At 59.9% G+C, this 21,286-nt stretch carries 13 protein-coding genes and 7 pseudogenes; 10 read left to right on the top strand and 10 right to left on the bottom strand.

Annotated elements, in window-relative coordinates; translation table 11 throughout:
• Positions 1 to 96: 96 nt before the first annotated feature.
• The gene (locus FNJ47_RS18945; protein ID WP_018268855.1) at positions 97 to 534 is read left to right on the top strand and encodes a hypothetical protein; all 438 of its coding nucleotides are present in this window, start codon (positions 97 to 99) and stop codon (positions 532 to 534) included.
• Here FNJ47_RS18945 and FNJ47_RS18940 read toward each other — a convergent pair.
• Positions 535 to 741 (bottom strand): annotated as a pseudogene (locus tag FNJ47_RS18940) (transposase domain-containing protein); the annotation flags it as partial.
• Between the two features lie 35 nt (positions 742 to 776).
• Here FNJ47_RS18940 and FNJ47_RS55525 point away from each other — a divergent pair.
• Both FNJ47_RS55525 and FNJ47_RS18935 read left to right on the top strand, forming a co-directional pair.
• Positions 777 to 1,220 carry a DUF5372 family protein gene (locus FNJ47_RS55525; RefSeq protein ID WP_347341685.1) on the top strand — a complete coding sequence of 148 codons (444 nt, stop codon included), beginning with the start codon at positions 777 to 779 and terminating at the stop codon, positions 1,218 to 1,220.
• Complete coding sequence (locus FNJ47_RS18935; RefSeq protein ID WP_163155701.1) at positions 1,217 to 3,292, top strand: recombinase family protein; 2,076 nt, start codon at positions 1,217 to 1,219, stop codon at positions 3,290 to 3,292. The genes FNJ47_RS55525 and FNJ47_RS18935 overlap by 4 nt, the downstream gene beginning before the upstream one ends.
• Here the strand turns inward: FNJ47_RS18935 and tnpC are convergent.
• The 3 genes and pseudogenes from tnpC to FNJ47_RS51350 form a co-directional block, all read right to left on the bottom strand.
• A pseudogene (tnpC, locus tag FNJ47_RS18930) lies at positions 3,183 to 4,369 on the bottom strand (IS66 family transposase). The gene FNJ47_RS18935 and the pseudogene tnpC overlap by 110 nt on opposite strands.
• On the bottom strand, positions 4,366 to 4,719 hold the full coding sequence (locus FNJ47_RS51355; RefSeq protein ID WP_235999960.1) for an IS66 family transposase: 354 nt from the start codon (positions 4,717 to 4,719) through the stop codon (positions 4,366 to 4,368). The pseudogene tnpC and the gene FNJ47_RS51355 overlap by 4 nt, the downstream one beginning before the upstream one ends.
• A 345-nt stretch (positions 4,720 to 5,064) precedes the next feature.
• Complete coding sequence (locus FNJ47_RS51350; protein ID WP_283811260.1) at positions 5,065 to 5,865, bottom strand: effector protein NopP; 801 nt, start codon at positions 5,863 to 5,865, stop codon at positions 5,065 to 5,067.
• 322 nt (positions 5,866 to 6,187) lie between these two features.
• On the opposite strand from FNJ47_RS51350, the gene FNJ47_RS18920 reads away from it, so the two are divergent.
• Together FNJ47_RS18920 and FNJ47_RS18915 are read left to right on the top strand one after the other, a co-directional pair.
• Entirely contained in the window at positions 6,188 to 6,391 is a 204-nt protein-coding gene (locus tag FNJ47_RS18920; protein ID WP_163155685.1) for a hypothetical protein, read from the top strand.
• 356 nt (positions 6,392 to 6,747) lie between these two features.
• Positions 6,748 to 8,235, top strand: a complete 1,488-nt coding sequence (locus FNJ47_RS18915; RefSeq protein ID WP_163155699.1) for an IS4 family transposase — start codon at positions 6,748 to 6,750, stop codon at positions 8,233 to 8,235.
• Positions 8,236 to 8,672: 437 nt separating this feature from the next.
• Here the strand turns inward: FNJ47_RS18915 and FNJ47_RS18910 are convergent.
• Positions 8,673 to 8,975, bottom strand: a pseudogene (locus FNJ47_RS18910) (ATP-binding protein); the annotation flags it as partial.
• A gap of 10 nt (positions 8,976 to 8,985) precedes the next feature.
• A pseudogene (locus tag FNJ47_RS18905) lies at positions 8,986 to 9,462 on the bottom strand (IS21 family transposase); the annotation flags it as partial.
• 1,647 nt (positions 9,463 to 11,109) lie between these two features.
• Between FNJ47_RS18905 and FNJ47_RS51345 the strand changes: the two are divergent.
• Positions 11,110 to 13,248, top strand: coding sequence for a Ulp1 family isopeptidase (locus tag FNJ47_RS51345; RefSeq protein WP_235999959.1), 2,139 nt, complete (start codon positions 11,110 to 11,112; stop codon positions 13,246 to 13,248).
• A gap of 388 nt (positions 13,249 to 13,636) precedes the next feature.
• Here FNJ47_RS51345 and FNJ47_RS18895 read toward each other — a convergent pair.
• Positions 13,637 to 13,854 (bottom strand): annotated as a pseudogene (locus tag FNJ47_RS18895) (IS110 family transposase); the annotation flags it as partial.
• Positions 13,855 to 13,886: 32 nt separating this feature from the next.
• Positions 13,887 to 14,039 (bottom strand): annotated as a pseudogene (locus tag FNJ47_RS18890) (transposase domain-containing protein); the annotation flags it as partial.
• Between the two features lie 397 nt (positions 14,040 to 14,436).
• Between FNJ47_RS18890 and FNJ47_RS18885 the strand changes: the two are divergent.
• A complete protein-coding gene (locus FNJ47_RS18885; RefSeq protein ID WP_163155695.1) occupies positions 14,437 to 14,832 on the top strand; it encodes a hypothetical protein in 396 nt (131 codons plus the stop codon).
• 99 nt (positions 14,833 to 14,931) lie between these two features.
• Positions 14,932 to 15,294: an IS66-like element accessory protein TnpA gene (gene tnpA, locus FNJ47_RS18880; RefSeq protein WP_347341684.1), complete on the top strand. Its 363-nt coding sequence runs from the start codon at positions 14,932 to 14,934 to the stop codon at positions 15,292 to 15,294.
• A 729-nt stretch (positions 15,295 to 16,023) separates the two neighbouring features.
• On the opposite strand, the gene glmS is transcribed toward tnpA, so the two are convergent.
• The gene (gene glmS / locus FNJ47_RS18875) at positions 16,024 to 17,850 is read right to left on the bottom strand and encodes a glutamine--fructose-6-phosphate transaminase (isomerizing) (protein WP_163155691.1); all 1,827 of its coding nucleotides are present in this window, start codon (positions 17,848 to 17,850) and stop codon (positions 16,024 to 16,026) included.
• Positions 17,851 to 18,778: 928 nt separating this feature from the next.
• Here glmS and gmd point away from each other — a divergent pair.
• Positions 18,779 to 19,864, top strand: coding sequence for a GDP-mannose 4,6-dehydratase (gene gmd, locus FNJ47_RS18870; protein WP_163155689.1), 1,086 nt, complete (start codon positions 18,779 to 18,781; stop codon positions 19,862 to 19,864).
• The gene (gene fcl / locus FNJ47_RS18865) at positions 19,845 to 20,855 is read left to right on the top strand and encodes a GDP-L-fucose synthase (RefSeq protein WP_163155687.1); all 1,011 of its coding nucleotides are present in this window, start codon (positions 19,845 to 19,847) and stop codon (positions 20,853 to 20,855) included. The genes gmd and fcl overlap by 20 nt, the downstream gene beginning before the upstream one ends.
• A 277-nt stretch (positions 20,856 to 21,132) precedes the next feature.
• On the opposite strand, the pseudogene FNJ47_RS51340 reads toward fcl, so the two are convergent.
• A pseudogene (locus FNJ47_RS51340) lies at positions 21,133 to 21,286 on the bottom strand (MFS transporter); the annotation flags it as partial.

The following is a 21,286-nucleotide window of genomic DNA, read 5'->3' as shown; positions in this document are numbered from 1 at the left end:
GCGCGGAATGCTCTGGATAGCACGGTCGGGATGATTGACGCCGCCGGCGCGCGATGATGGGTTGATCCCGGTTCGGAGCGGGCAACGGGGATCAGAATGACCAGCGAGTCGCAGCTGCGCGAGAAGCTTCGGAAGATCGAGGCGTTGTTCGTGGGTGCCGGAACTGCTGGTGAGCGCCTTGCAGCGGAAGCCGCACTGCAGCGGGTGCGGGCCCGGGTCGAGGAACTTGCTCGCCACGATCCACCGATCGAACAGCAATTCTCACTTCCCGACCAGTGGTCTCGGCACTTGTTTCTGGCGCTTTGCCGCCGATATGGGCTGCGGCCGTTTCGCTATCGCCGGCAGCGACGCAACACGGTGATGGTCCGTGCGTCACGGGGCTTCGTTGATCGGGTCCTGCTGCCGGAGTTCACAGAGCTTGAGGGTGCGCTGCAAGTGTATCTGCACGAGGTGACGCTGCGCGTGATCCGCGAAGAGATTTACGACGACGCCAGCGATGCGCAGGAAGTTCCCGACGCCTTGCCGTCGAACTGATCAAGCGGCGATCTTTGCCTCGGAACCGTCGCGCGCGGCTTTCCAATGCCACGGCAACAGCGTGTTCAGCTGATTGATCTTGGTGCGTCCGGAGACGATGCGCTCGAGAACGTCACTAAGATAGTGCCGCGGGTCGATGTCGTGAAGTTTTGCCGTGTTGATGAGCGACGCGAGAGTGGCCCACGTCTCGGCCCCGCCTTCCGAGCCGGGGCCATAATGCCGGGTTTCTGACATTCGAAGCAGTGATCGCCTATCCATACCACCCGCTGACTGGCCGAACGGTCGTGGTGACCGGCGATCATGAGCACGACGGTGTTCATTATTTCTTGATTCGGCAACCGCAGGGCGGCTCCTTCCAGGTGCCGGGCTGGATGTTTGATCCGGCGGCATGTTCGACGGAGATTGTAACGGTTCCGCGCCTTCCCGTCAGCCAACTTCTCGAACTTCGTAGTCTGATTGATCAGACCGTAGCCTGTCGTCCGGAAGAAGTAAGCCCCGGAGGATTCGGCGATGAGAAGGCGGTGTCGTACGCAAATGGATCTGTTCCTTCCCCTAACCCAGCCCAGCGACATGAGAGGCGCCGAACGCCAAAGGGCGCTGGCGCTTCTGCGAGCATTGCTGACGGAAGCGGCGACGAAGCCGGCCAACGAACCTCAGGCCAGCGGCAAAAAGGAAGCAGGCAATGAGTAAGGTCGCGCCTGCACACCTGGCTCGCGCCGCTTTCGTGTATGTCCGCCAATCGACAGTGTATCAGGTCGTCAACAATCTTGAGAGCCAGCGACGCCAGTATGGCTTGGTCGAACGCGCGCGGCAGCTCGGCTGGGAGGACGTCCAGCTTGTCGATGATGATCTCGGCCGATCCGGTGGCGGAACGGTCCGACCGGGCTTCGAGAAGCTGCTGGCCGCAATTTGCGAAGAGCGGGTTGGCGCCGTGGTATCGCTCGAGGCATCACGCCTTGCCCGGAACGGCCGGGATTGGCACACTTTGCTGGAGTTCTGCGGCCTGGTCGGCACACTGATTGTCGATGAGGAAGCCATCTATGATCCACGCTCACCCAATGACCGGCTATTGCTTGGTATGAAGGGCACCATGAGTGAGATGGAGTTGTCGATCTTCCGGCAACGGTCCCTTGAGGCCATGCGCCAAAAGGCGCGACGAGGCGAACTCCATTTGACCGTCGCCGTCGGCTACGTGAAGACGGATGACAGCCGTATCGAGAAGGATCCTGATCGGCGCGTCCAGGACGGCATCTTGCTCGTCTTCCGCAAATTCGCTGAGCTCCAGTCAATCCGGCAGGTGCTGCTTTGGCTCAGGCAGGAGAACGTTCTCGTTCCAGCGATCGTGCAAGGTCGCGGCAAACGCCCGGTCGAATGGAAGGCACCCGTTTATCACACGCTATACCACGTGCTGACGAATCCGGTTTACGCCGGCTCTTACGCCTACGGTCGACGGGGGACACGTGTGACGATCAAGGATGGCCGCAAGCGGATCATGCGCGACACGCTCCGGCGCAATTGGAAGGATTGGGAGGTTTTGATCCACGACCATCATGAGGGCTACATTGCCTGGACTGAGTTCGAGAGGAATCAGCACCTGATCGCCGACAACGCCAATGGGAAGAGCTATATGGGGCGCGGCTCTATAAGACGCGGCGAAGCCTTGCTGCCGGGATTGTTCCGTTGCGCGCGCTGTGGCCGACGCCTGCACATCCACTACACTGGCAAAGGCGGTAACACACAGCGATATGCCTGTCGCGGAGCGTTCGGCACCAAAGCGGCCGACAACTGTATCGGCTTCGGCGGCATGCGGGTCGATCGCGTCATCGCCCAGGAGGTGCTGGATCGACTGCAGCCCCTTGGGATTGAAGCGGCGTTGGCCGCGATGGAAGCCCAGAGCGTGCATCATTGCGACAAGCGCCGGCACATTGAGAACGCAATCCAGCATACTCAATACGAAGCCGTCCGAGCACGGCGGCAGTACGACGCCGTCGATCCTGATAATCGGCTGGTTGCCAGTGAGTTGGAGCGGCGCTGGAACGAAAGGCTGGTTCAACTGCGCGACCTGGAGGCCCAGCTTGAGACCCTCAAACAGACGCAGCATGCTCCGGCGCTTTCCGCCGCGGATCGCGCGAGGCTAATGACTCTCGGCAAGGATTTGACCAAGGCGTGGAACAGTCCTGGGGCATCCATCGAGACACGCAAGAAGATCATCAGGCTGCTTGTCAAAGAGATCATCGTCGATGTCGTGGGCGATACATTGGCGCTCATCATCCACTGGCAAGGCGGCGATCATACCCAGTTGACGGTCAAAAAGAACAAGATCGGACAGACCCGCTGGACGGTCGAAGCCGATGTCCTCGATCTTGTTCGAGCATTGGCGAGGCAATTATCGGACACGGCAATCGCTGCGATCCTCAATCGGTCTGGCAAGCTGACTGCACATGGAGCGAGTTGGACACGATCCAGCGTCTGCAGTCTCCGGAACACCAACGGCATTCCTGTCTACCGCGAAGGTGAACGAGCCGAGCGCGCCGAAGTGACGTTGGATGAAGCCGCCGACCTTCTGAAGGTAAGTCGCACGACAGCCTTTCGGATGGTCCGCAGTGGCACCCTTCCGGCCCGGCAACTGTGCGGCGGGGCGCCCTGGATTATCCAGCTCGCCGACCTGCAGCGGGACGCTGTGTGTCGCGAAGCCGATGCCAGACGATCACGTCGCCCGATATCTCGAGATCCGCAGCAAAATCTCCTTCCTTTGTAAGGGCATCACCAGATGAGCAGTATGTCGCGCCAACGTCACTACCCGCGAACAGATAGTTCTTCTTTCCCAACCCGATCGGCTTGATGCCGCGCTCGACCGTATTGCTGTCAATCTCGATGCGCCCATCATCGATGAATCGCGTCAGGCCTTCCCAATGGTTGAGAGTGTAGCGGATCGCCTTGCCAAGGCCGGATTTCTTCGAGACTTCCAGCAGTCGCGCTTCGAGCCAGGGCTTGAAGTCCTCGATCAGCGGTCTGGTGTCGGATTGTCGCACCGCAACTCGTTGCGTCGCCGGCAAACCGCGAATGCGATCCTCAACGGCGTAGAACATCGCGATCCGCTGCAGCGCTTCCGCAGCAATCGGCGACTTCGTCGCGACGTGAACGTCCCAGAACTTCCGCCGCGCATGCGCGAAGCAGAACGCCAGCTGCATCAGACGGCTGCCGCTCTTGATCAGGCCCTTGTAGGCGGCATAGCCATCGACTGCAGGATGCCGCGGTACTCCCCGAACAGCCGCTTGGCGCGGATCGCCTTGCGATCCTCGGCGAACACGTAGATCACCGCCGGCGGCGCCGGGCCGCCCCATGGGCGGTCATCGGTGGCGATCGCCCAGAACTGGCAGACTTTGGTTCTGCCACGGCCGGGATCGAGGACTGGCAGCGGCGTCTCGTCGGCAAACAGCCGCGGGTAGGACATCACCGCGTGGTGCAACAGCGCGAGAGGGGGCTTCAGCCACCAAGCGAGGCGGCCCATCCACGAGGCCAGTGTTTGCCGGTCGAGCGTGATGCCTTGGGCGGCAAACATCTGTTCCTGGCGATACAGCGGCAGCCGGTAGTATTTCATCACCGCGACGTGGGCCAGCAAGGCTTCCGTCACCATTCCACCGTCGATCGCCTGGGCCGGCGCGGGTGCCTGTACCACACCCTGGCGGCAGCCCCGGCAGCCGTACCGCGGACGCACGATGCGCTTGATCCGGTACTGTATCGGAATGACGTCGAAGGCTTCCTTGACGGTCTCCGCGATCTTGTGCAGCTGCTCGCCGCAGCAGGGGCAGCTGTGGCTCTCGATATCGATCACGACATCGATGCGCGGCAAGGAAGCTTCCCGCGGTTGCGTCGCGCCGGTCGCTTTCCACGGCCCTCCGCTCCGTCAGGCAGCCTGCCGCCGATCACATCGTCGTTGGCGGCGGCACGAGCCGCCTGTGCGCTGATGGTGAAGAGAGACAGCTGTCCGATATCCAGTGTCTCGGAGCGCGCACCGAAGATCGCGCGCTTGTACTGGGACAGGATCATCAGGAGCTTGTCGTTCTCCTGGATCGCAGCGTCGCGGTGAGCGATCGCTGCATCACGCTCGTTCGCCAGCGTGCTGCATTCCTCCGACAACGCTGCAAGCCGTGACGATAGCGCCATCACGGTTTGTCGGAGCATTGCTGGATCGGAAGGCAAATCACTCATGCAGAGTCATTCTACAACAACTCCGCATGAGTGACGAACGCCTCTTGATAATGATCGACCAGCTCGTACCGGCTGATCCACAGGTCGCATCGGCACACGCTTCCAGTCCGAGCCATCGCCGACCTTCCCGCTTCGCGTCTGCACGAATTGCTGCCCTGGGCCAAGCCGACGAGCCCACCGATCAGCAAGGCCTAACCTTCACGCAGCGATATCATAACGCTACCCGGGTTCGATCCTAGGTCTTGATCGTAAGCCGCAGATGTCGGTTGGTCTGCGCTCCTAGCTCCACCTCGCTCATGGATTGGTGGAGATCTCACGTCACATAAAGTCTCCATCCGAGCCGGCCTCTGACGAAGATTCGGGATCGCTGGCGTATTTGGAGAGATACGTCGAATGCTGGGTATCACGCTGCCATTCACCATCCCTGTAGCTCCAGGGTCCGGACCGGGTTGGGTCAAGTACCATATCGTCTCGGTCCACATGGACGAAGCCCATTTGTTCTGCACGGGTTCTCGCTTCGTCATTCGCAGGACGCCAGTTCACCAGAGGCCGTTCGCCATCTTGCCGAAGTTGATGCTCGAGCAGAATATCGCCGGCATTCGAAACGAGCGGATGAGCAACCTGGAAATCCACGGTGGACGTGACGTCAGTTCGACCGGGAAACTGTTCGCGCCAGCCTCGGCTTCTGAAGTCAGTCATAGGAAATCCGCCTTCCGTTCTTTGGAGACCGACGCTCCTATTTCCGAGTTGGTAGCTGTAATATCGGGCGGCGTCCGAATCTCTTCGGATGCCATAATCGTTAGCGACGTCCGCCGTGCGCCTAGCCCTTTCGGATACAAATTCTGAGTATTCCTGTGGATTGTTGGCGATATGCTCGATTTCTTCGCCATGAAAAGTCCTCATCTCTCGCCGGAATGTCTCTCTGTTGATCTCGATAATAGGAGGTCTTGGATTGTTGTAATAACTTGGACCCGAGGATGAGCTGGCGTCGGACTCCTGCAATCGCATTCTAGAGAATGCGTCCGCGAAGTCGTCGGCATTCCCGTGCTCCGGGGAGCTTGCGCGATGATATTCATCGTCGGATGGAACATCCGACCAATTGTTAATTCGACCGTACATGACGACCACACTCCTATGGATGTTGCATTGTGTTCAGGTCGTTAGACCTGACTCCGCTGATAAGCAGCTCAGCTGTCCGAAAGCTGACGTGGGCAAATAAAGGGAGAACTAAATTCGGTGAAACGACAGGGCGAGGCGCGCAGTCCGGCGCCGCGCTCGCCGGGGCGTCTTCATAAGTGTCGTCCGTGAAGAAGTGTCCAAGCCGTTGAGTGAGAGTCGGTTTTTGGCCCCGCTGCGATACGAGATTGCAAGCTTTTCACGGCGGAAGGCCGGAAAGCCTGCAGAATAGCCAGCCGTGATTCCTTCGTAGCGGAGGCGCGCGATGCGCCCGAAGAAGCCGGAAACGACGGGGGAAGGCGACCTGTTTCGCGCCAGGTTCGATCGGATCATCCACCTGAAGCACGAGCAAGGTTTACTCGTTGCTTTCTTGAGGCGTTTCCGTGATCGGGATCTTTTCGATGCGGTGCGGCTTGGCATGGAACGCGACCAAACTCAGTGGCTCTGCGTCGCCATTCAGGGCGGATGAAGCCTGACCACGGGCCGATCTTGAGTAGTCGATTAATTGTAATTGCGAAGTTCGGTGTCATACATCCTGGTGCGCGTTAGACTCAGAGCAGGGGCCGAATGCGTCAATGCTTATTCGTTCCTGTGCCTTGCCAGAAAGAAAGTGGAGACATCGGCAGACATTATAACGACGAGCGGCCCCTGAGGTGTCGGCAGTCACCTCCGATTTTTTCTGCACTATCACCTCGCCGCAATCAGCCCGCAACGTGATGACGCTGTTCACAAACAGGAAGGGGCCGCGGCTGTTCGGCTCAACAAGGAGCCGCTAAGCGATGGCGCCCGCAAGTTCGTTGGTATCCGTCCGGTGAAGGTGCCTTCATGTGTTCAAGCGGAACGACGTCTCGTTGGTCAGCCGGCCCGGATGGTCGCCAGGATGATGGTGATGAAAGCGTCGTCGAACACTGGACAGAGGGCGAGATCGACAAGACAGCTTTCAAGGATGCCCGTCTTGGTCAGCGATTTGGCGAGCTGTTGAAGCAAATTGGTGACGGTATGGGCGGGAGCATACCGTTCGCGTGCCAGGACTGGGCCAACACGAAGGCGGCCTACCGCTTCTTCGCCGACGAGCGTGTGGAGGAAGCCGACATCCTCAGCGGCCACTTCGCCGCCACACGCGCGCGCTACGATGATTGTACAGGCCCAATTCTCCTCATTCAGGACACGACGGAATTCTCCTACCAACGCGCGAACACGAGCGCTATCGGCCTGACCAAGAGCGTCAACAGCGGCCGGGACAAGGATGGCCGTTGGCGCCATCACACGGTCTGCGGAATGCTGATGCATTCCAGTCTCGCCGTGACTGTCGAGGGCCTACCGCTGGGATTGGCGGCGGTGAAGTTCTGGACACGGAAAAAGTTCAAAGGCACAGCGCAGCTCAAGAAGAAGATCAACCCGACCCGCGTTCCGATCGAGAAGAAGGAGAGCGTTCGCTGGCTCGACAATCTCAGGCAATCGATCGAGCGGCTCGGACAGCCGGAGCGTTGCATTCATATCGGTGACCGTGAAAGCGACATCTACGAATTGTATTGCCTGACGCAAGAGCTTGGCGCTCACTTCCTTGTCCGCGCCTGCGTCGATCGGCTGGCGGGCGATGGCGGTCATACGATTGCAACCGAGATGGAAGAGACCAGCGTCAAAGGCCTGCATTTTATCGACGCGCGCAATGACAAGGGCGAGACGACGAAGGCCGCGCTGGAAATCAAATTCAAGCGGATCGCAGTCTTGTCTCCCATCGGGAAGCAGAAACGTTATCCAGCCCTCGACCTGACTATAATCCATGCCACCGAGCGCGGTACGCCAACGGGCCGTAAACCGATTGAGTGGAAGCTCATCACGGACCTAGCCGTCCGCGGGCGCTCCGAGGCAATCGAGAAGATCAACTGGTACGCCATGCGGTGGAAAATCGAGGTGTTCCACAAAATCCTGAAATCGGGCTGCAAGGCGGAAGACTCAAAACTTCGGACCGCGGAGCGACTCGCCAATCTAATGGCGGTCTTCTGCATTCTCAGCTGGCGCGTCCTCTGGCTCACCATGCTCAATCGCATCGCCCCAGACGCGTCACCGAAGCTCGCATTGACGGACACCGAGATCGCATTGCTCGATCAACTCATCAGCGGCGCCGGCCATCGACAATGTCGCCCTGGAACCCTTGCATTTTACCTCACCAAGCTTGCACGACTAGGTGGCTACTTGGCGAGGGCCGGCGATCCGCCACCTGGAAATGTTGTCATCTGGCGCGGCCTCTCGAGACTCACAGATATCGAACTCGGCGCTGAAATCGCATCGGCTGGAAATGTGGGTAATTGAAAGCCCCACCGGAGGGTTACTGCGCAGGACCATCGTCCTGCAGTGGGAGTGAGTTCGCGGTGATGCATCCCGCCAGCGCCAAGCTCGCCTGCGCGTTGCACGAGCTTGCGCATCGCCGCCGCACCTAGCCGCGCTCGGTGCGGATCGACAGGATGAGCCGGGCGACGATGACGCACGAGATGGCGCTGGTGCAGGCAATTTGCCGACGACCACCGCAGGATCGTGGAGGCCGGGCTTTGAAGCGCGCGGCGCGAGAGGTTATCGGCAATCTCACCAGCCCCACAGGTTGAGCTGAAGACCGCACGTGTACATCGTCGAGCCTACGCAAACGGGGGCACGAATGAACATCGATTCGGAGACACTTAAAATAGCTCAGACGCTTTTTCGGGTGTTCAGGCCCTACGCTTCAAGGAGGCGAGAACAGTTCGGTGCGAGCTATTCTCATGGTTCTTGATCCAGTCTCCGTTGAGCAGCATGTCGAACAAGCGGCGGTCGAGCCCACCGGGAGCGCGGTAGTCGATATCCTCGGGCACGGCATGATGACGCAGCTTTGCCTTGCGAAGACGAAGCGCCAGGCGCCGGTTGTTACGCCAGGTGGCTTCATGGTCCAGCAGCAACGCCAACCATTCGGCGTGAGCGAGACCGTGGACCTCCTCGTTGTCGGCGAGGCTCGTGAAGGCCTCGGCCATGCCGGCAAGACCGAGCTGGGTAAGCAGGGGGAGTGTGGGGTGTGTCAGCATTTTCTTCCCTTTAGTGGTAGTAGTCCGAACCTCTGATGTTGGGGTGTATGATCGGCTCGCGCTCGGGCGACGCAAGCGTTGGGACGCGATCGAGGCCCTTCTCGAGGATCGATTTGACGCTCGGGTAATTGCGAGCCTGGATCTCAAGCGCGCGCAACGCGGCCGCCTCGAGGCGCTCGGCGCCAAAGCGCTTCTCGAGCCGGATGATACCCAGGCACGAACGATAGCCCTGTTCGGGATGCGGCCGATCCCCGATGATCCGGTCAACCAGCTGGCGCAGCATCGGGCCGATCCGGGTTGCCTCGCTGCGGATCTTTGCCGGAGTCCACTCGCCATAGCGCCGGTGGCTGGAAGGCATGTGGGCGCTGATCGTCGTGTGCGGCCCGTTGCCACTGCCGCGCATGTGCGCCGCGATACGCTCGCCCCCCAGGAAGATTTCAACCGTTCGCGCACAGATTCGCGCTTCTACCTCCCGACGCAACCCTCGGACGCGCAGTGTAGGGCGAGCCACCTCACCGGCAGACGCGGACATACGGTCTTACGGCGAACACGCGCCTTCTCGACACCTGCACACAACCTCAATCAGCCTCGCCACAGCCGTCAAGGCTTGATTTGTACGTAGCGTGAGGTTGTAGCCTTAGACCGAACGTGCGGCCAAACTCCAAATTGAAGCCGAAGCAGGACGGGTTGTTTGAGATGAAAGCAGACCTCGTGCGTCTACTCGGGCCAAGTTCAATCCCGACGTGCCGCACCTCTCTTGCAAAAGGAGGATGCAAGCGAACAGGGTGGAAGGGGGTACGACTTTCGTTCTGTGTCTTTGTTCCGGTTGTCGACCTCAGCGATCGGTTTTCTCAAGCTGGATCTGTGAGTCCAGCTTTGATTTACCTCATCTAGGGAGAGTGATGTGAAGCCCAACTATGACGGATGGTTCAATACGGACGCTTGGATGCATCAATACGCTGCTTTGCAGGAGCAGCAGCGGGCGAGGCAAGAGTCGGATCATATTCCTGCGGATCAGGCTGGCTTCGAGCAGCAGCTGAGCGGCCTGCAACTCAGTTGCTCTGATGAGAGCTCGGCCGAGCTGAGTTCACCCGATACTCGACCCACGAAGGCGCATGGCAGTATCCAGCCCACTGACGTTGGCGGTTCGATACGGATGCCGCCGCAGTCCCATCTTCGGGATAACGCAATCAACAGCACGCGCTACAGCGTAGATCTGCCTCGCGCTCACCTTGGTGGCTCAGCTCCTGGGGCATCGCAGTCTAACTCGCGTGACAGGCTATTCAGCAGCACGCGCTACACAGCACCATCGGAACCGGAGCCCGTCGCACGGACAACGCATAAGAAGAGAGGAGGACTGTTTTCTCGCGTTAAATCAGGGCTCGGCAAAGTCTTCGGAGGAAGTCGCGATGAAAGGTCGTTCAGCGGCCCTTCGTCGGATGTGGTCGTCTATTCAGAGCTTCGTATAGATTGCTATAAGCGCAGCCGCGCGTCCGAAGAGGACGCGGCCCTGCTTTCCGAGTTCGCGCGCGCGGCTGCAGGCAGCTATGCTCGCAGTAGCATTCAGAAGATGGCGGAGCATCTGAGCCGATTCAGCGACTTTTTAAAGTCCCACAACTTGACACTGACTAGTTTGGTTGAAAACCCTATTGAGTTGGAGGCCCGTGCGAATGAATTTGTGAATGCGGGGGGCACAAAGGCGGTGCATTTGGCATTGAAAGCGCTTCGGAAGTCCCGCGCCGGCGAGTTGTTGCCTCCTCCTCCTACTCCTCCTACTCCTCCTACTCCTCCTACTCCTCCTTCTCCTCCTTCTCCGCCGCGTCCTACTGGAGACGCTCTGCTCATTCGCCAGTTCAAGGCAGCAGCCCGGGCACGTAATGTTCCCGAGGGCACCATCAGATCTAACGGGGCGGTTCTTAAGCACTTTGCTGAGTGGCTCGCAGCCACACAGAGGCCATCCCTGTCTTCTCGGTTTCGAACCGACGAATTAGCCGAGGACATCACGGCCTACCGCGAGGAGAACGACCCCAAGGGCCGCATCTTTTCAGCCCTGAATCATCTCCGAAGGGTTCAGCCTGACGGGGGAGGGTTCGAAACACTCGGACCGGGGCCCCGCGTCATGGGACGCCGTAGTTTGAGTGCATATGAGAGCGACGTCGAGATCATCGACGGCGCCACTAACGAAGCCTTGGGCAAGCTTGGACTCGAAGCGACCGCCAAAGAGAGGGCGCCTATCCTCAGTATCGCTAGTAATCAGCGCAAGCTTAGTGATTGGCTGAAAAGAGAGGGCAGGGAAAGTATAGCTAGTCGACTCAACGGCAGTGAGCAGCAGGAAAAACAGTTGCAGAAGGATATCTCGGAGTTCAAGCAAGCCATTGACCAGCCGCGCATTCACTTAGGGATCAACAAGCTTCGGCAATACCTAGGCAGCGAGCTGCAACATGGGGTTGGTCCTTATGACGACGACGCCAGCATCATCGATGGTCTGGCCAAGGAAGAACTAAGCAAGCTCGGATCCGGCCCAGCTTCCCAATCAAAAAAGAAAAGTATCCGGAATATTGCTGCGGCGCAGCGTAGGTTCAGCGATTGGCTCCGAACAGCGGGTAGAGAGAGCATCGTGAGTCGAATCAACGGTGATTGGCATCAGCGACGGTCATTGGACGTAGATTACCAGGAGTTCACGAATGCCAAAGGGAATGTCGGCATTGGCTTCAAGAGGCTTGTGCAGTACGTGCAGGTCGTCGAGGCAAACAGGGCCTTGGGTGTGGCCTTCCCCCAGCAGGGGGTAAGCTTGAACTCAACGTCATCCTGGGTGCGAGATTTGCCAACGCCGCCGTCCGACTTTGCCCCAGGTGATTGGCCGACACCGCAAGGCCCATTTGGACTGGCCGGTTGGCAGGAACTGGCCGGGTCGAGCTCAACCTGGTCCCCACGAGTGCCGTCCGACTTTGACGCGGCTATGTGGCCAACTCCGGAGCGCGCGCCCGCTCGTTCCTCAGACATCTACCGCGGTTTCGATTCTTTCGTTGTCGAAGCAAACAGAGTGTTGGGTGTGGAACTCCCTCAGCAGAGAGCTGGCTCGAACTCAACTTCGACCTGGGTGCGAGATTTGCCAACGCCGCCGTCCGACTTTGCCCCAGGTGATTGGCCGACGCCGCAAGGCCCATTTGGACTGGCCGGTTGGCAGGAACCGGCCGGGTCGAGCTCAACCTGGTCCCCACGAGTGCCGTCCGACTTTGACGCGGCTATGTGGCCAACTCCGGAGCGCGCGCCCGCTCGTTCCTCAGACATCTACCGCGGTTTCGATTCTTTCGTTGATCTGCCAACCACATCGCAGGATACGCATGACGACGCTCGGTCTGCGCCGGTGCTCAGCGCTGCCGGCAGACCCCCGTTCTTCATCGGGTCGTCAGGCATGCCTCAAGAGCTCGAGGATATCGGCCATCTAGTCGGCGACGATTGGCAGCACGGCTCACAGCCGGTGCCGGATTTCCTGCTTGATGTACTGGACAATAAAATGCTGTTGCCGAGTTGGGCAATGGCTCCCCAGCCGGTCTCTATCAACGGTGAGACCTACTCCATCACATTGGGGCCGCGGGGACGCCGCGACGCTCAGTTAATCCATCACCCTCGTCCATCGTCGGCTCCGCATGCCCGGATCGGCGCTTCGGCTGCGAGCGCCTCTTCCGGCGACCGCAGCGGGCGGGTGCTCGGAGCCAGCGAATGGTTGGGTGACGAGCATATCCAGCGGGATTACGAACTCCTGTCGCAGGAGTTGCGGGAGAGCAATCCAAATCTCGCCGTCCGGACCCGGTTCGTGGACCCTCTCATGGCCTTTCGTGTGGGCCAGGGTACCGAGATGGACGCGCTACGCGCATTCCATCGCATTGTCGACGATCGGAATGGCAACGATACAGCCGACTTCCTGTTCTTGCCGGTGAATGATGCCAGCGCCACCGACCTCAATCGCCGCGGCTCTCATTGGTCGTTGCTGCTGGTGGACCGCCGCGATCGCGACAGGCTGGTTGCCTATCATTACGACTCCGCTCAAGGGTACAATGGCAGACCGGCAGCAACGCTCGCAGCGCGGGTGGGAGCTGATCTGCAAAATGCGCCCATAAGCCAGCAGAGGAACACCTATGATTGCGGTGTCTTTGTGGTCGACGGTACGCGGGCGCTGGTTAGGCGATTGGCGGGAAGACATCAGGCAGACCTGAACCTCGACAACCTCGTCATCGACCGACAGGCACTGCAAAACCGACTGAAGGGTTGATGTGGATGCATCCCGTCCTGTACGGGTGGCGATCTCCAGGACTTGGGGGGACGACCTTTGGCCGTACTCTGCAGCAAGTCTGCCCGGAGGGTGACCGCCCAGAACGGCATCAGCCGACCGCGCGCAAGTGGTTGCAAAGGCTCGTCCAGCATCACAACCTCGTACGTAAGGTTTGCGAAGTAGCGTTACCATTTGTGACACCCTCCGCACTGTTTGTCCGGCGGTGGCAGGCGAGGACAAGCGGCAACAATGCGAAAATGCAAAGTCGATCTGATCGAGAGGGTGAAGGTTAGAACCTTCATATAAACCGTGCATGGCGACTAGGAAGGAACTGACGGCAGCTGTGGGCGAACGCTACCGATCGGGCGATCGCTTGGAGACGATGCGCGATCAGATCGATGCCGCGCAAGGTTTGAAGCGCCCGCACAAGCGGCTCCAGAGACCAGGCTGAGACGAACTCTTCGATCGTGCACTCCAGACGTTCGACCCGCTCCCTGGCGACGCTGCTTCGACCATCTCCTGGAACGCGATCTGATGTGCGGGGTGATCGAACTGCTGTTCCTGAAGCCAGCGCAGATAGGTACGCATCCGACCAGCACCCCGGGGAGGCGCGCCGGTCTGCGGGTCTGCGGTGGCGCTCAGGCGGCAGCCGCCTTGGACTGTCGGGTCGCCTTCCAATTCCACGGGAGTAGGTCGGCGACTCGGTTGACAGGGTGATCCGCAAGCCTGGCCAGCACGTCAGCGAGCCAGGCTTGCGGATCAACATCGTTCATCTTGGCCGTTTCGATCACCCGCACATTACCCGGTATGGCAATCATCGGCGCTCAAGTACCTCAAGGACCCGCGCCAGCGCTTCTGGATCAACGTGCGCGTCCACTCGGATGCGTCGCCGGTCGCCAAGGTCGATCTCGATCAATCCAATACGCGCGGCCACCACAGACCGCCCTCGGCTATCACCCGCAGGTAAAAGCTTCGGAGTTTCCTCCGCTTCCGTGGCGGCGATCTGCACCGGCGAAGACGGTATGACCTGCTCGGACGTCCGCGCTTGTCGACGCCAGGTAAACACCAGGCTGACCCACCTTCGGATCGCGATCCGATCGACTGGAAGCTCGTGACCAATCTGCCCATCGACGATCTCGCAGCCGCTGTCGAAAAGCTCGACAGGTACGCCTTGCGCTGGAGGTCGAGGTGTTCCGCAAGGTCATGAAATCTGGTTGCCGCGCCGAGGACGCGAGATTGCAGACTGCTGAGCGGCTGGTGAAGCTGCTCGCCCTCATCACTGTCGTCAGCTGGCGCATCTTTTGGATCACCATGTCCGCGCGCGCTCAACCGGATGCGAGACCTGAGACTGTCCTCACCCCTGCCGAGATAGAAACACTCGACCGCATCGATGCGGCGCGTTCCAGACCGCGCATCCTTCGCCGAACGCTCGAAACTTACCTTTTGCAGATCGCCATGCTCGGCGGCTATCTCGCTCGCACACGCGACCATCCACCAGGAAACATCGTCGTCTGGCGTGGTCTGACCAAACTGCAAGATATCGCCTTCGGCATCGCTATCGGTTCAATCCGAAGATGTGGGTAATTGAAAGCCGGTGAAGGCCGCCTTGCCGAATGAGGCGCGTTGTTGAGAACTGTCCTTATGGACAGTGATAGGCGCAGTGCCCCAGTCGAGCGGCTTGAGGTGGTGGACACGGGCCGGCGGCAGCGCTGGTCCGAGGACGAGAAGCTCAAGATCGTCCTGGAGAGCTTACAGGCGCCGCGCCAGGTCGCGGCGACAGCGCGGCGGTATGGCGTTTCGCGCTCATTGCTGCTGCGATGGCGACGGTCGTTTCGACTTGAGCCGAAGGATGCCGCCGATCAACCTGGCTTCGTACCGGCGATAGTGGTCGCGGAGCCGACGCCTTGTCCACTCGCGCCGGCCTGCAGCGGCGGGGCGATCGAGATCGAGTTTGCGAGCGGAACTCGGATGCGGATCACGGGTGCGGTCGACGCCGCGACGCTGAAGGCCGCCGTGGCGGCGCTGGCAGATGGGCGCCTACGGTGATCCCCATTGCGTCGGGCTTACGGGTGTGGATTGCGACCGGTCACACCGTTATGCGTCGCGGCATGAACTCATTGGGCTTGCTGGTGCAGGAAGTCCTTACGACTATCCTTGGACATCGTGACCTCGCGACAAAGCATTCCGCGAGATCTTCCTAGCCGACCAGATCAACCTTCAGCGCGTGGTCTCCGCATGACGCTCACCATGCTCAAGTTGGCCGACATGGCGCGCATGCTGGCATTTTGAAAAAAGTCAGTTGCCGCGCCTACGCGCTGCCAATGAGCTAGCCGCGGCGGAGGAGCCCGAAGCTCCCTACGCCGGTCTGCTCGTCGGTTTCGGCAAGGGCGCGAGGATACCGAGCATCGGTTCCGAAATCGGCTTCAGGCTGATTTGGCCCTGTAGGAAGGGGGGCCTGGTCCCCATCAGCGTTAGTCAGAGGTTAGGATGATGACCCAAACAAGATTGAATCTGCTCGTCCAGCTAATCGGTCTATGATTGACCTGTTGATGCCGGGATCGTTCTGCTTCGAAGCTCACCTGTCTGGGCGGTCAGCGGAGCCAGGGGCGGCGCAACAGGATTGCGTGAGCGCGCAACAAGACAGAAGCTACAAGCAACTTCGGATGCAACTATATCGAGAACTTGTCCGGCTCCGTCATCCACAACCAACACAGCGGAACGCAAACCCAACAGCCCGATGCCGGGGCGGGAGGCTCCGACATTACCACTGCGGCTTCATTCGACAGTCACCGATTTGGCGAGATTACGTGGCTGATCTACGTCCGCGCCTCTTACGAGGGCGGCATGGTAAGCCAAGAGCTGAAGCGGAATGGCATAGACCATCGGCGCAAAGTTTGCGACCATCTCCGGCAGCACAATGGTCATGAGTGTGTCTAGCGTCGCTTCCAAAGCGCCCTTCGCATCGGTGATCAGAACGATCTTGCCGCCGCGAGCTGCAACTTCTTGCATATTCGATACGGTCTTCTCGAAGAGCTCGTCGTAAGGCGCAATCATCACCACAGGCACGGCCTCATCGATCAAGGCGATCGGTCCGTGCTTGAGCTCGCCGGCGGCATAACCTTCCGAGTGAATATAGGAAATTTCCTTCAACTTGAGTGCGCCCTCCAACGCCAGGGGGGCCGACGTGCCACGGCCGAGATAGAGCACGTCCCTCGAGTTGGCGATATCACCCGCGAGCTTTTCGATCTGCGGCTCAATCAACAGCGCCGCAGCAATCAACCGCGGCACCTCGATGAGCTCGCGCACGAGCTTCGATTCATGGATCTCTAACAGCTTACCGCGCTCTTTTCCTGCTGCGACGGCAAGCACCGCCAATACCATCAGCTGGCAGATGAATGCCTTGGTAGAAGCGACGCCGATCTCTGGCCCCGCCAGCGTCGGCAGCACGGATTCGCTCTCGCGCGCAATCGTCGACGTAGAGACGTTGACCACAGATATCGTGTGCAGGCCTTGGCTCTTGGCGTATCGCAACGCAGCTAGTGTGTCAGCGGTTTCGCCGGACTGCGAGATGACGATCGCGAGATCGCCCTGACGCAAAGGCGCCTCCCTGTAGCGGAACTCGGAGGCTACATCTATCTCGACAGGCAAGCGAGCCAACCGCTCGAACCAGTATTTGGCGATGTGACCGGCATAGTTTGCCGTTCCGCACGCGGTAATCGAGATGCGCTGAATGGAGCTAAAATCGAACGGCAATGTGAGCGGCAGGGCTACGCGCTCGCCTGACCTATCAAGATAATGCGCCAGTGTTTTGCAGGCCACTCTCGGCTGCTCGTGGATTTCCTTGGCCATGAAATGGCGATAGTTCTCTTTATCCACAAGGAGTGACGATACGCCAGGCTTTGATGTCTCCCGCTGGACGACGGAGCCGTCTGCGCCATAGATCACGCAGATCGCGCGGGTAAGCACGGCCCAGTCGCCGTCTTCAAGATAGGTAATGGTGTCGGTCAACGGCGCGAGCGCGATCGCGTCCGATCCTAGGTACACTTCGCCGTTGCCATGTCCGATCGCGAGCGGCGATCCCTTGCGCGCACCGATCAAAAGGTCGTCGTGGGCCTTGAAGAGAAATGCAAGCGCGAAGGCTCCGCGCAGCCGCGGGAGGGAGGCTTGTACTGCATCCTGCGGCGAGTAGCCATTCTTGAGATAAGATTCGACGAGATGCGCCACCACCTCCGTGTCCGTCTCTGAGCGGAAGTTGGCCCCATCCCGCTCCAGCTCGGCTCGCAACTCGCGGAAGTTTTCAATGATCCCGTTATGAACGACCGCGACATTTTCCGTCGCATGCGGATGAGCATTGCTCTCGGTCGGTTTTCCATGAGTAGCCCAGCGGGTATGACCGATACCAGCATGACCCTCGGGCGGACAATAGCGCAGCCGCTCCTCAAGGTTTCTCAGCTTACCTTCAGCCCGCCGGAGCTCGATATGTAGCCCTTCGAGCGTCGCAAGGCCTGCGGAGTCGTAGCCACGATATTCCAATCGCTTGAGCGAAGCGACCAACTGCCCGACGACCGGACCACGCCCCAAGATGCCGACAATTCCACACATATCGATTAATGCCGCCCAAGCTCAAAGAGCCCGACGTCCCCGACAGGAAATCTGGTCATGAAATTCGCTTTCGACAAAAACTGACTTTCGCTGGATAGCGACGATGGCGTCATTGCCGCACGAGGCCGCCGCAAGGATACGTCGTGCAAGTAGTGTGGCGTCACCTTACAACGTCCTGCTCTCGCATTCACGCAACCGTTCTAGGGTTTGTCGCGCTGGTGTAATAGGCTCATCAGCCTCTGACGGTTTCCAGCTATGTTGGTCGGGATGAAACTAATTGATTGCCACCGAAGCTCCATTGTACGAACGTAAGCTTTCGATATCGAACTTATTCGAAGAACTATACCAACGTTTGCTGCATTCTCACATTTCGTGCTCGCGTCGATCATCCGCCGCTTACGAGAGCGGGCCGTCAGCAGAAGAGCGATGATCATCGTCGATGATCCTGCCGCCCAGACTATGGGTTCCGTTCAGAAGAAGAATCGGGGCATTTTTGTAGAGCTAATGTTGTTGATGCGCAGGCTTCGCCGTGCTCTGGCTTACGTGCCAGAGTTCAGACGAATACATCGACCACCGCGGCTTCAGCAAGTCACCCTCTTGCGCCATGGCCACATCGAGCGAATGCTCGCACCCAATGAAAGATAGAGAACACGAACTTTCGGCCCTCTCTCATTGTCGTATGCACATAACGGGGTTCGCCATCTGCGATGGTTCGTTGGCTTTCATTTTGAAGCTCGATGGTATTCCCGCTCCAGCACGATATAAATCAATGTATATAGTGTGCATTCCTGCACGATGTGTATGACTAGATCTGACGATCGGCTTCCTCTGATTGCGGGTGAAGTGCGCCGGCGGATTTCTCGAGAAGCCCGTTTCGCAAAGGACGATTCGAAGGGAAGCTTTCTTTCCAGCGCAGCTAAGAGAGACCATGGCGGCTCAGGATTCGAAGCGGCGCGTTGCGCTGATCACCGGCATCACCGGGCAGGACGGTGCGTATCTCGCCGAATACCTGCTTGGGCTCGGCTATACCGTGCACGGGGTCAAGCGTCGCTCGTCCTCGCTCAACACCGCGCGCGTCGACCATCTCTATCAGGATCCGCACGCCGGCAACGTGCCGTTCCTGATGCACTACGGAGACATGACGGATTCGACCAATCTGATCCGGCTAATGCAGCAGATCCGGCCGACCGAGATCTATAACCTCGCCGCCCAGAGCCACGTCCAGGTCAGTTTCGAGAGCCCGGAGTATACCGCCAACGCCGACGCCATCGGCGTGCTGCGCCTGCTGGAGGCGATCCGCATCCTCGGCATGGAGAAGGAGACCCGGTTCTACCAGGCCTCGACCTCGGAGCTGTACGGGCTGGTGCAGGAGGTGCCGCAGAAAGAGACCACGCCGTTCTATCCGCGTTCGCCCTATGGCGTCGCCAAGCTCTACGGCTACTGGATCACGGTGAACTACCGCGAGGCCTACGGCATGTTCGCCAGCAACGGCATCCTGTTCAACCATGAGAGCCCGATCCGCGGCGAGACCTTCGTGACGCGCAAGATCACCCGCGCGGTCGCCCGCATCGAGGCCGGCCTGGAGAACAAGCTCTATCTCGGCAATCTCGACGCCAAGCGCGATTGGGGCCATGCCCGCGACTATGTCGAGGGCATGCACAAGATTCTGCAGGTGGACGAGCCCGGCGACTTCGTGCTCGCGACCGGCGAGACGCGATCGGTCCGCGAGTTCGTCGAGCTGGCATTTGCCGAGGTCGGCCGCAGCATCGACTGGCGCGGCAAGGGCGTCGAGGAGGTCGGTGTGGACAAGGCGTCAGGCAACACCCTGGTGCAGATCGATCCGACCTATTTCCGTCCGACCGAGGTCGATCTTCTGATCGGCGACGCCAGCAAGGCGCGCGCCAAGCTCGGCTGGGCACCGAAGACGTCGTTCGCACAGCTGGTGAAGGAAATGGTCGCCAGCGATCTCGTCGAGGCCAGGCAGGATGCGGCCAATGGCAAGCACAGCGTTTGAACTGAAGGGCAAGACGGTCTTCGTCGCCGGCCATCGCGGCATGGTCGGCTCGGCGCTGATGCGCCGGCTGGCGCGCGAAGAGGCCGATCTGCTGACGGTGTCGCGCAGCGAGGTCGATTTGCGCGACCAGGCGGCGGTGAATTCCTGGTTCGCCGCGAAACGGCCGCAGGCCGTGTTCCTCGCCGCCGCCAAGGTCGGCGGCATCGTTGCCAACAACACGCTGCGCGCGGAATTCCTTTACGACAATCTGGCGATCTCGACCAACGTGATCCAGGCGGCGCACGTCAATGGCTGCGAGAAGCTGATGTTCTTCGGCTCGTCCTGCATCTATCCACGCCTGGCGCCGCAGCCACTGCGCGAGGACTCGATGCTGACCGGTCCGCTGGAGCCGACCAACGAGCCCTACGCCATCGCCAAGATCGCCGGCATCAAGATGGCCGAGGCCTATCGGAGCCAGTACGGCGCCGATTTCATCAGCGTGATGCCGACCAATCTCTACGGTCCCGGCGACAATTATCATCCCGAATACAGCCACGTCGTCGCTGCGCTGATCCGCCGTTTCCACGAGGCCAAGGTCTCGGGCGTTACCAACGTCGTGGTGTGGGGCACCGGCACGCCACGCCGCGAATTCCTCTATGTCGACGATCTCGCCGACGCCTGCATCCATTTGATGAAGACCTATTCCTCCCCTGAACTGGTCAATATCGGCACCGGCGAAGATATCACCATCGCCGAGTTCGCCCTGTTGGTCGCGGCCGCCATCGGCTTTCGCGGCGAGATCAGCTTCGACACCTCGCGCCCGGACGGCACGCCGCGCAAGTTGCTCGACGTCAGCCGACTGGGCAGGCTCGGCTGGCGCGCCCAGACCTCACTGCAGGAGGGCATTCAGTTGGCGTATCGGGCGTATCTCGCCGACAGCAGATGGACGGCCAGAGTAACCGCGTGTCCCGCCAAGCGGGCGCAGGGCCGATCCCAGAATACTCGGCGGTGAATGCCACAACATAGCCGGGCTAACCGCTCACGGAGATAATCAACCTCGCCGCGCAGTCAACCCAGTTCGTTAACAACAACGCTCGGTGGGACGCCCAACGCCGAGTGATCCGGTATGTCAAAGCTGCGGCTCAGCCAGCCGACTTGCAGGGACAGAGGCAATGATCGACGTGCTGTTCCACAGCCATCAAGTTGCGAGCTATCAACGGTCGGCACGAACGCCGCCTTGCGACCGGTCATTAGCTCGACGCGCGTCGCTATTCCCTCTGAGCCGGCGCTTAGAGAGACTCTGCCATCACCATCCGCGCCGACAGCGTCGCGATGCACATGAGCACGCCTAACATCGCGAACGCCAACGGCAAGCCGACCATGTGTGCGACGAGCCCGATGCTGGCGGGACCGACCAGTATACCCGCATACCCGGCCGTGGTG

The sequence above is a fragment of the Bradyrhizobium uaiense genome (genome assembly GCF_010811875.1).
In the GTDB taxonomy this organism is placed as follows: Bacteria; Pseudomonadota; Alphaproteobacteria; order Rhizobiales; family Xanthobacteraceae; genus Bradyrhizobium; species Bradyrhizobium uaiense.
This window is presented reverse-complemented; position numbering and strand designations above follow the sequence as displayed.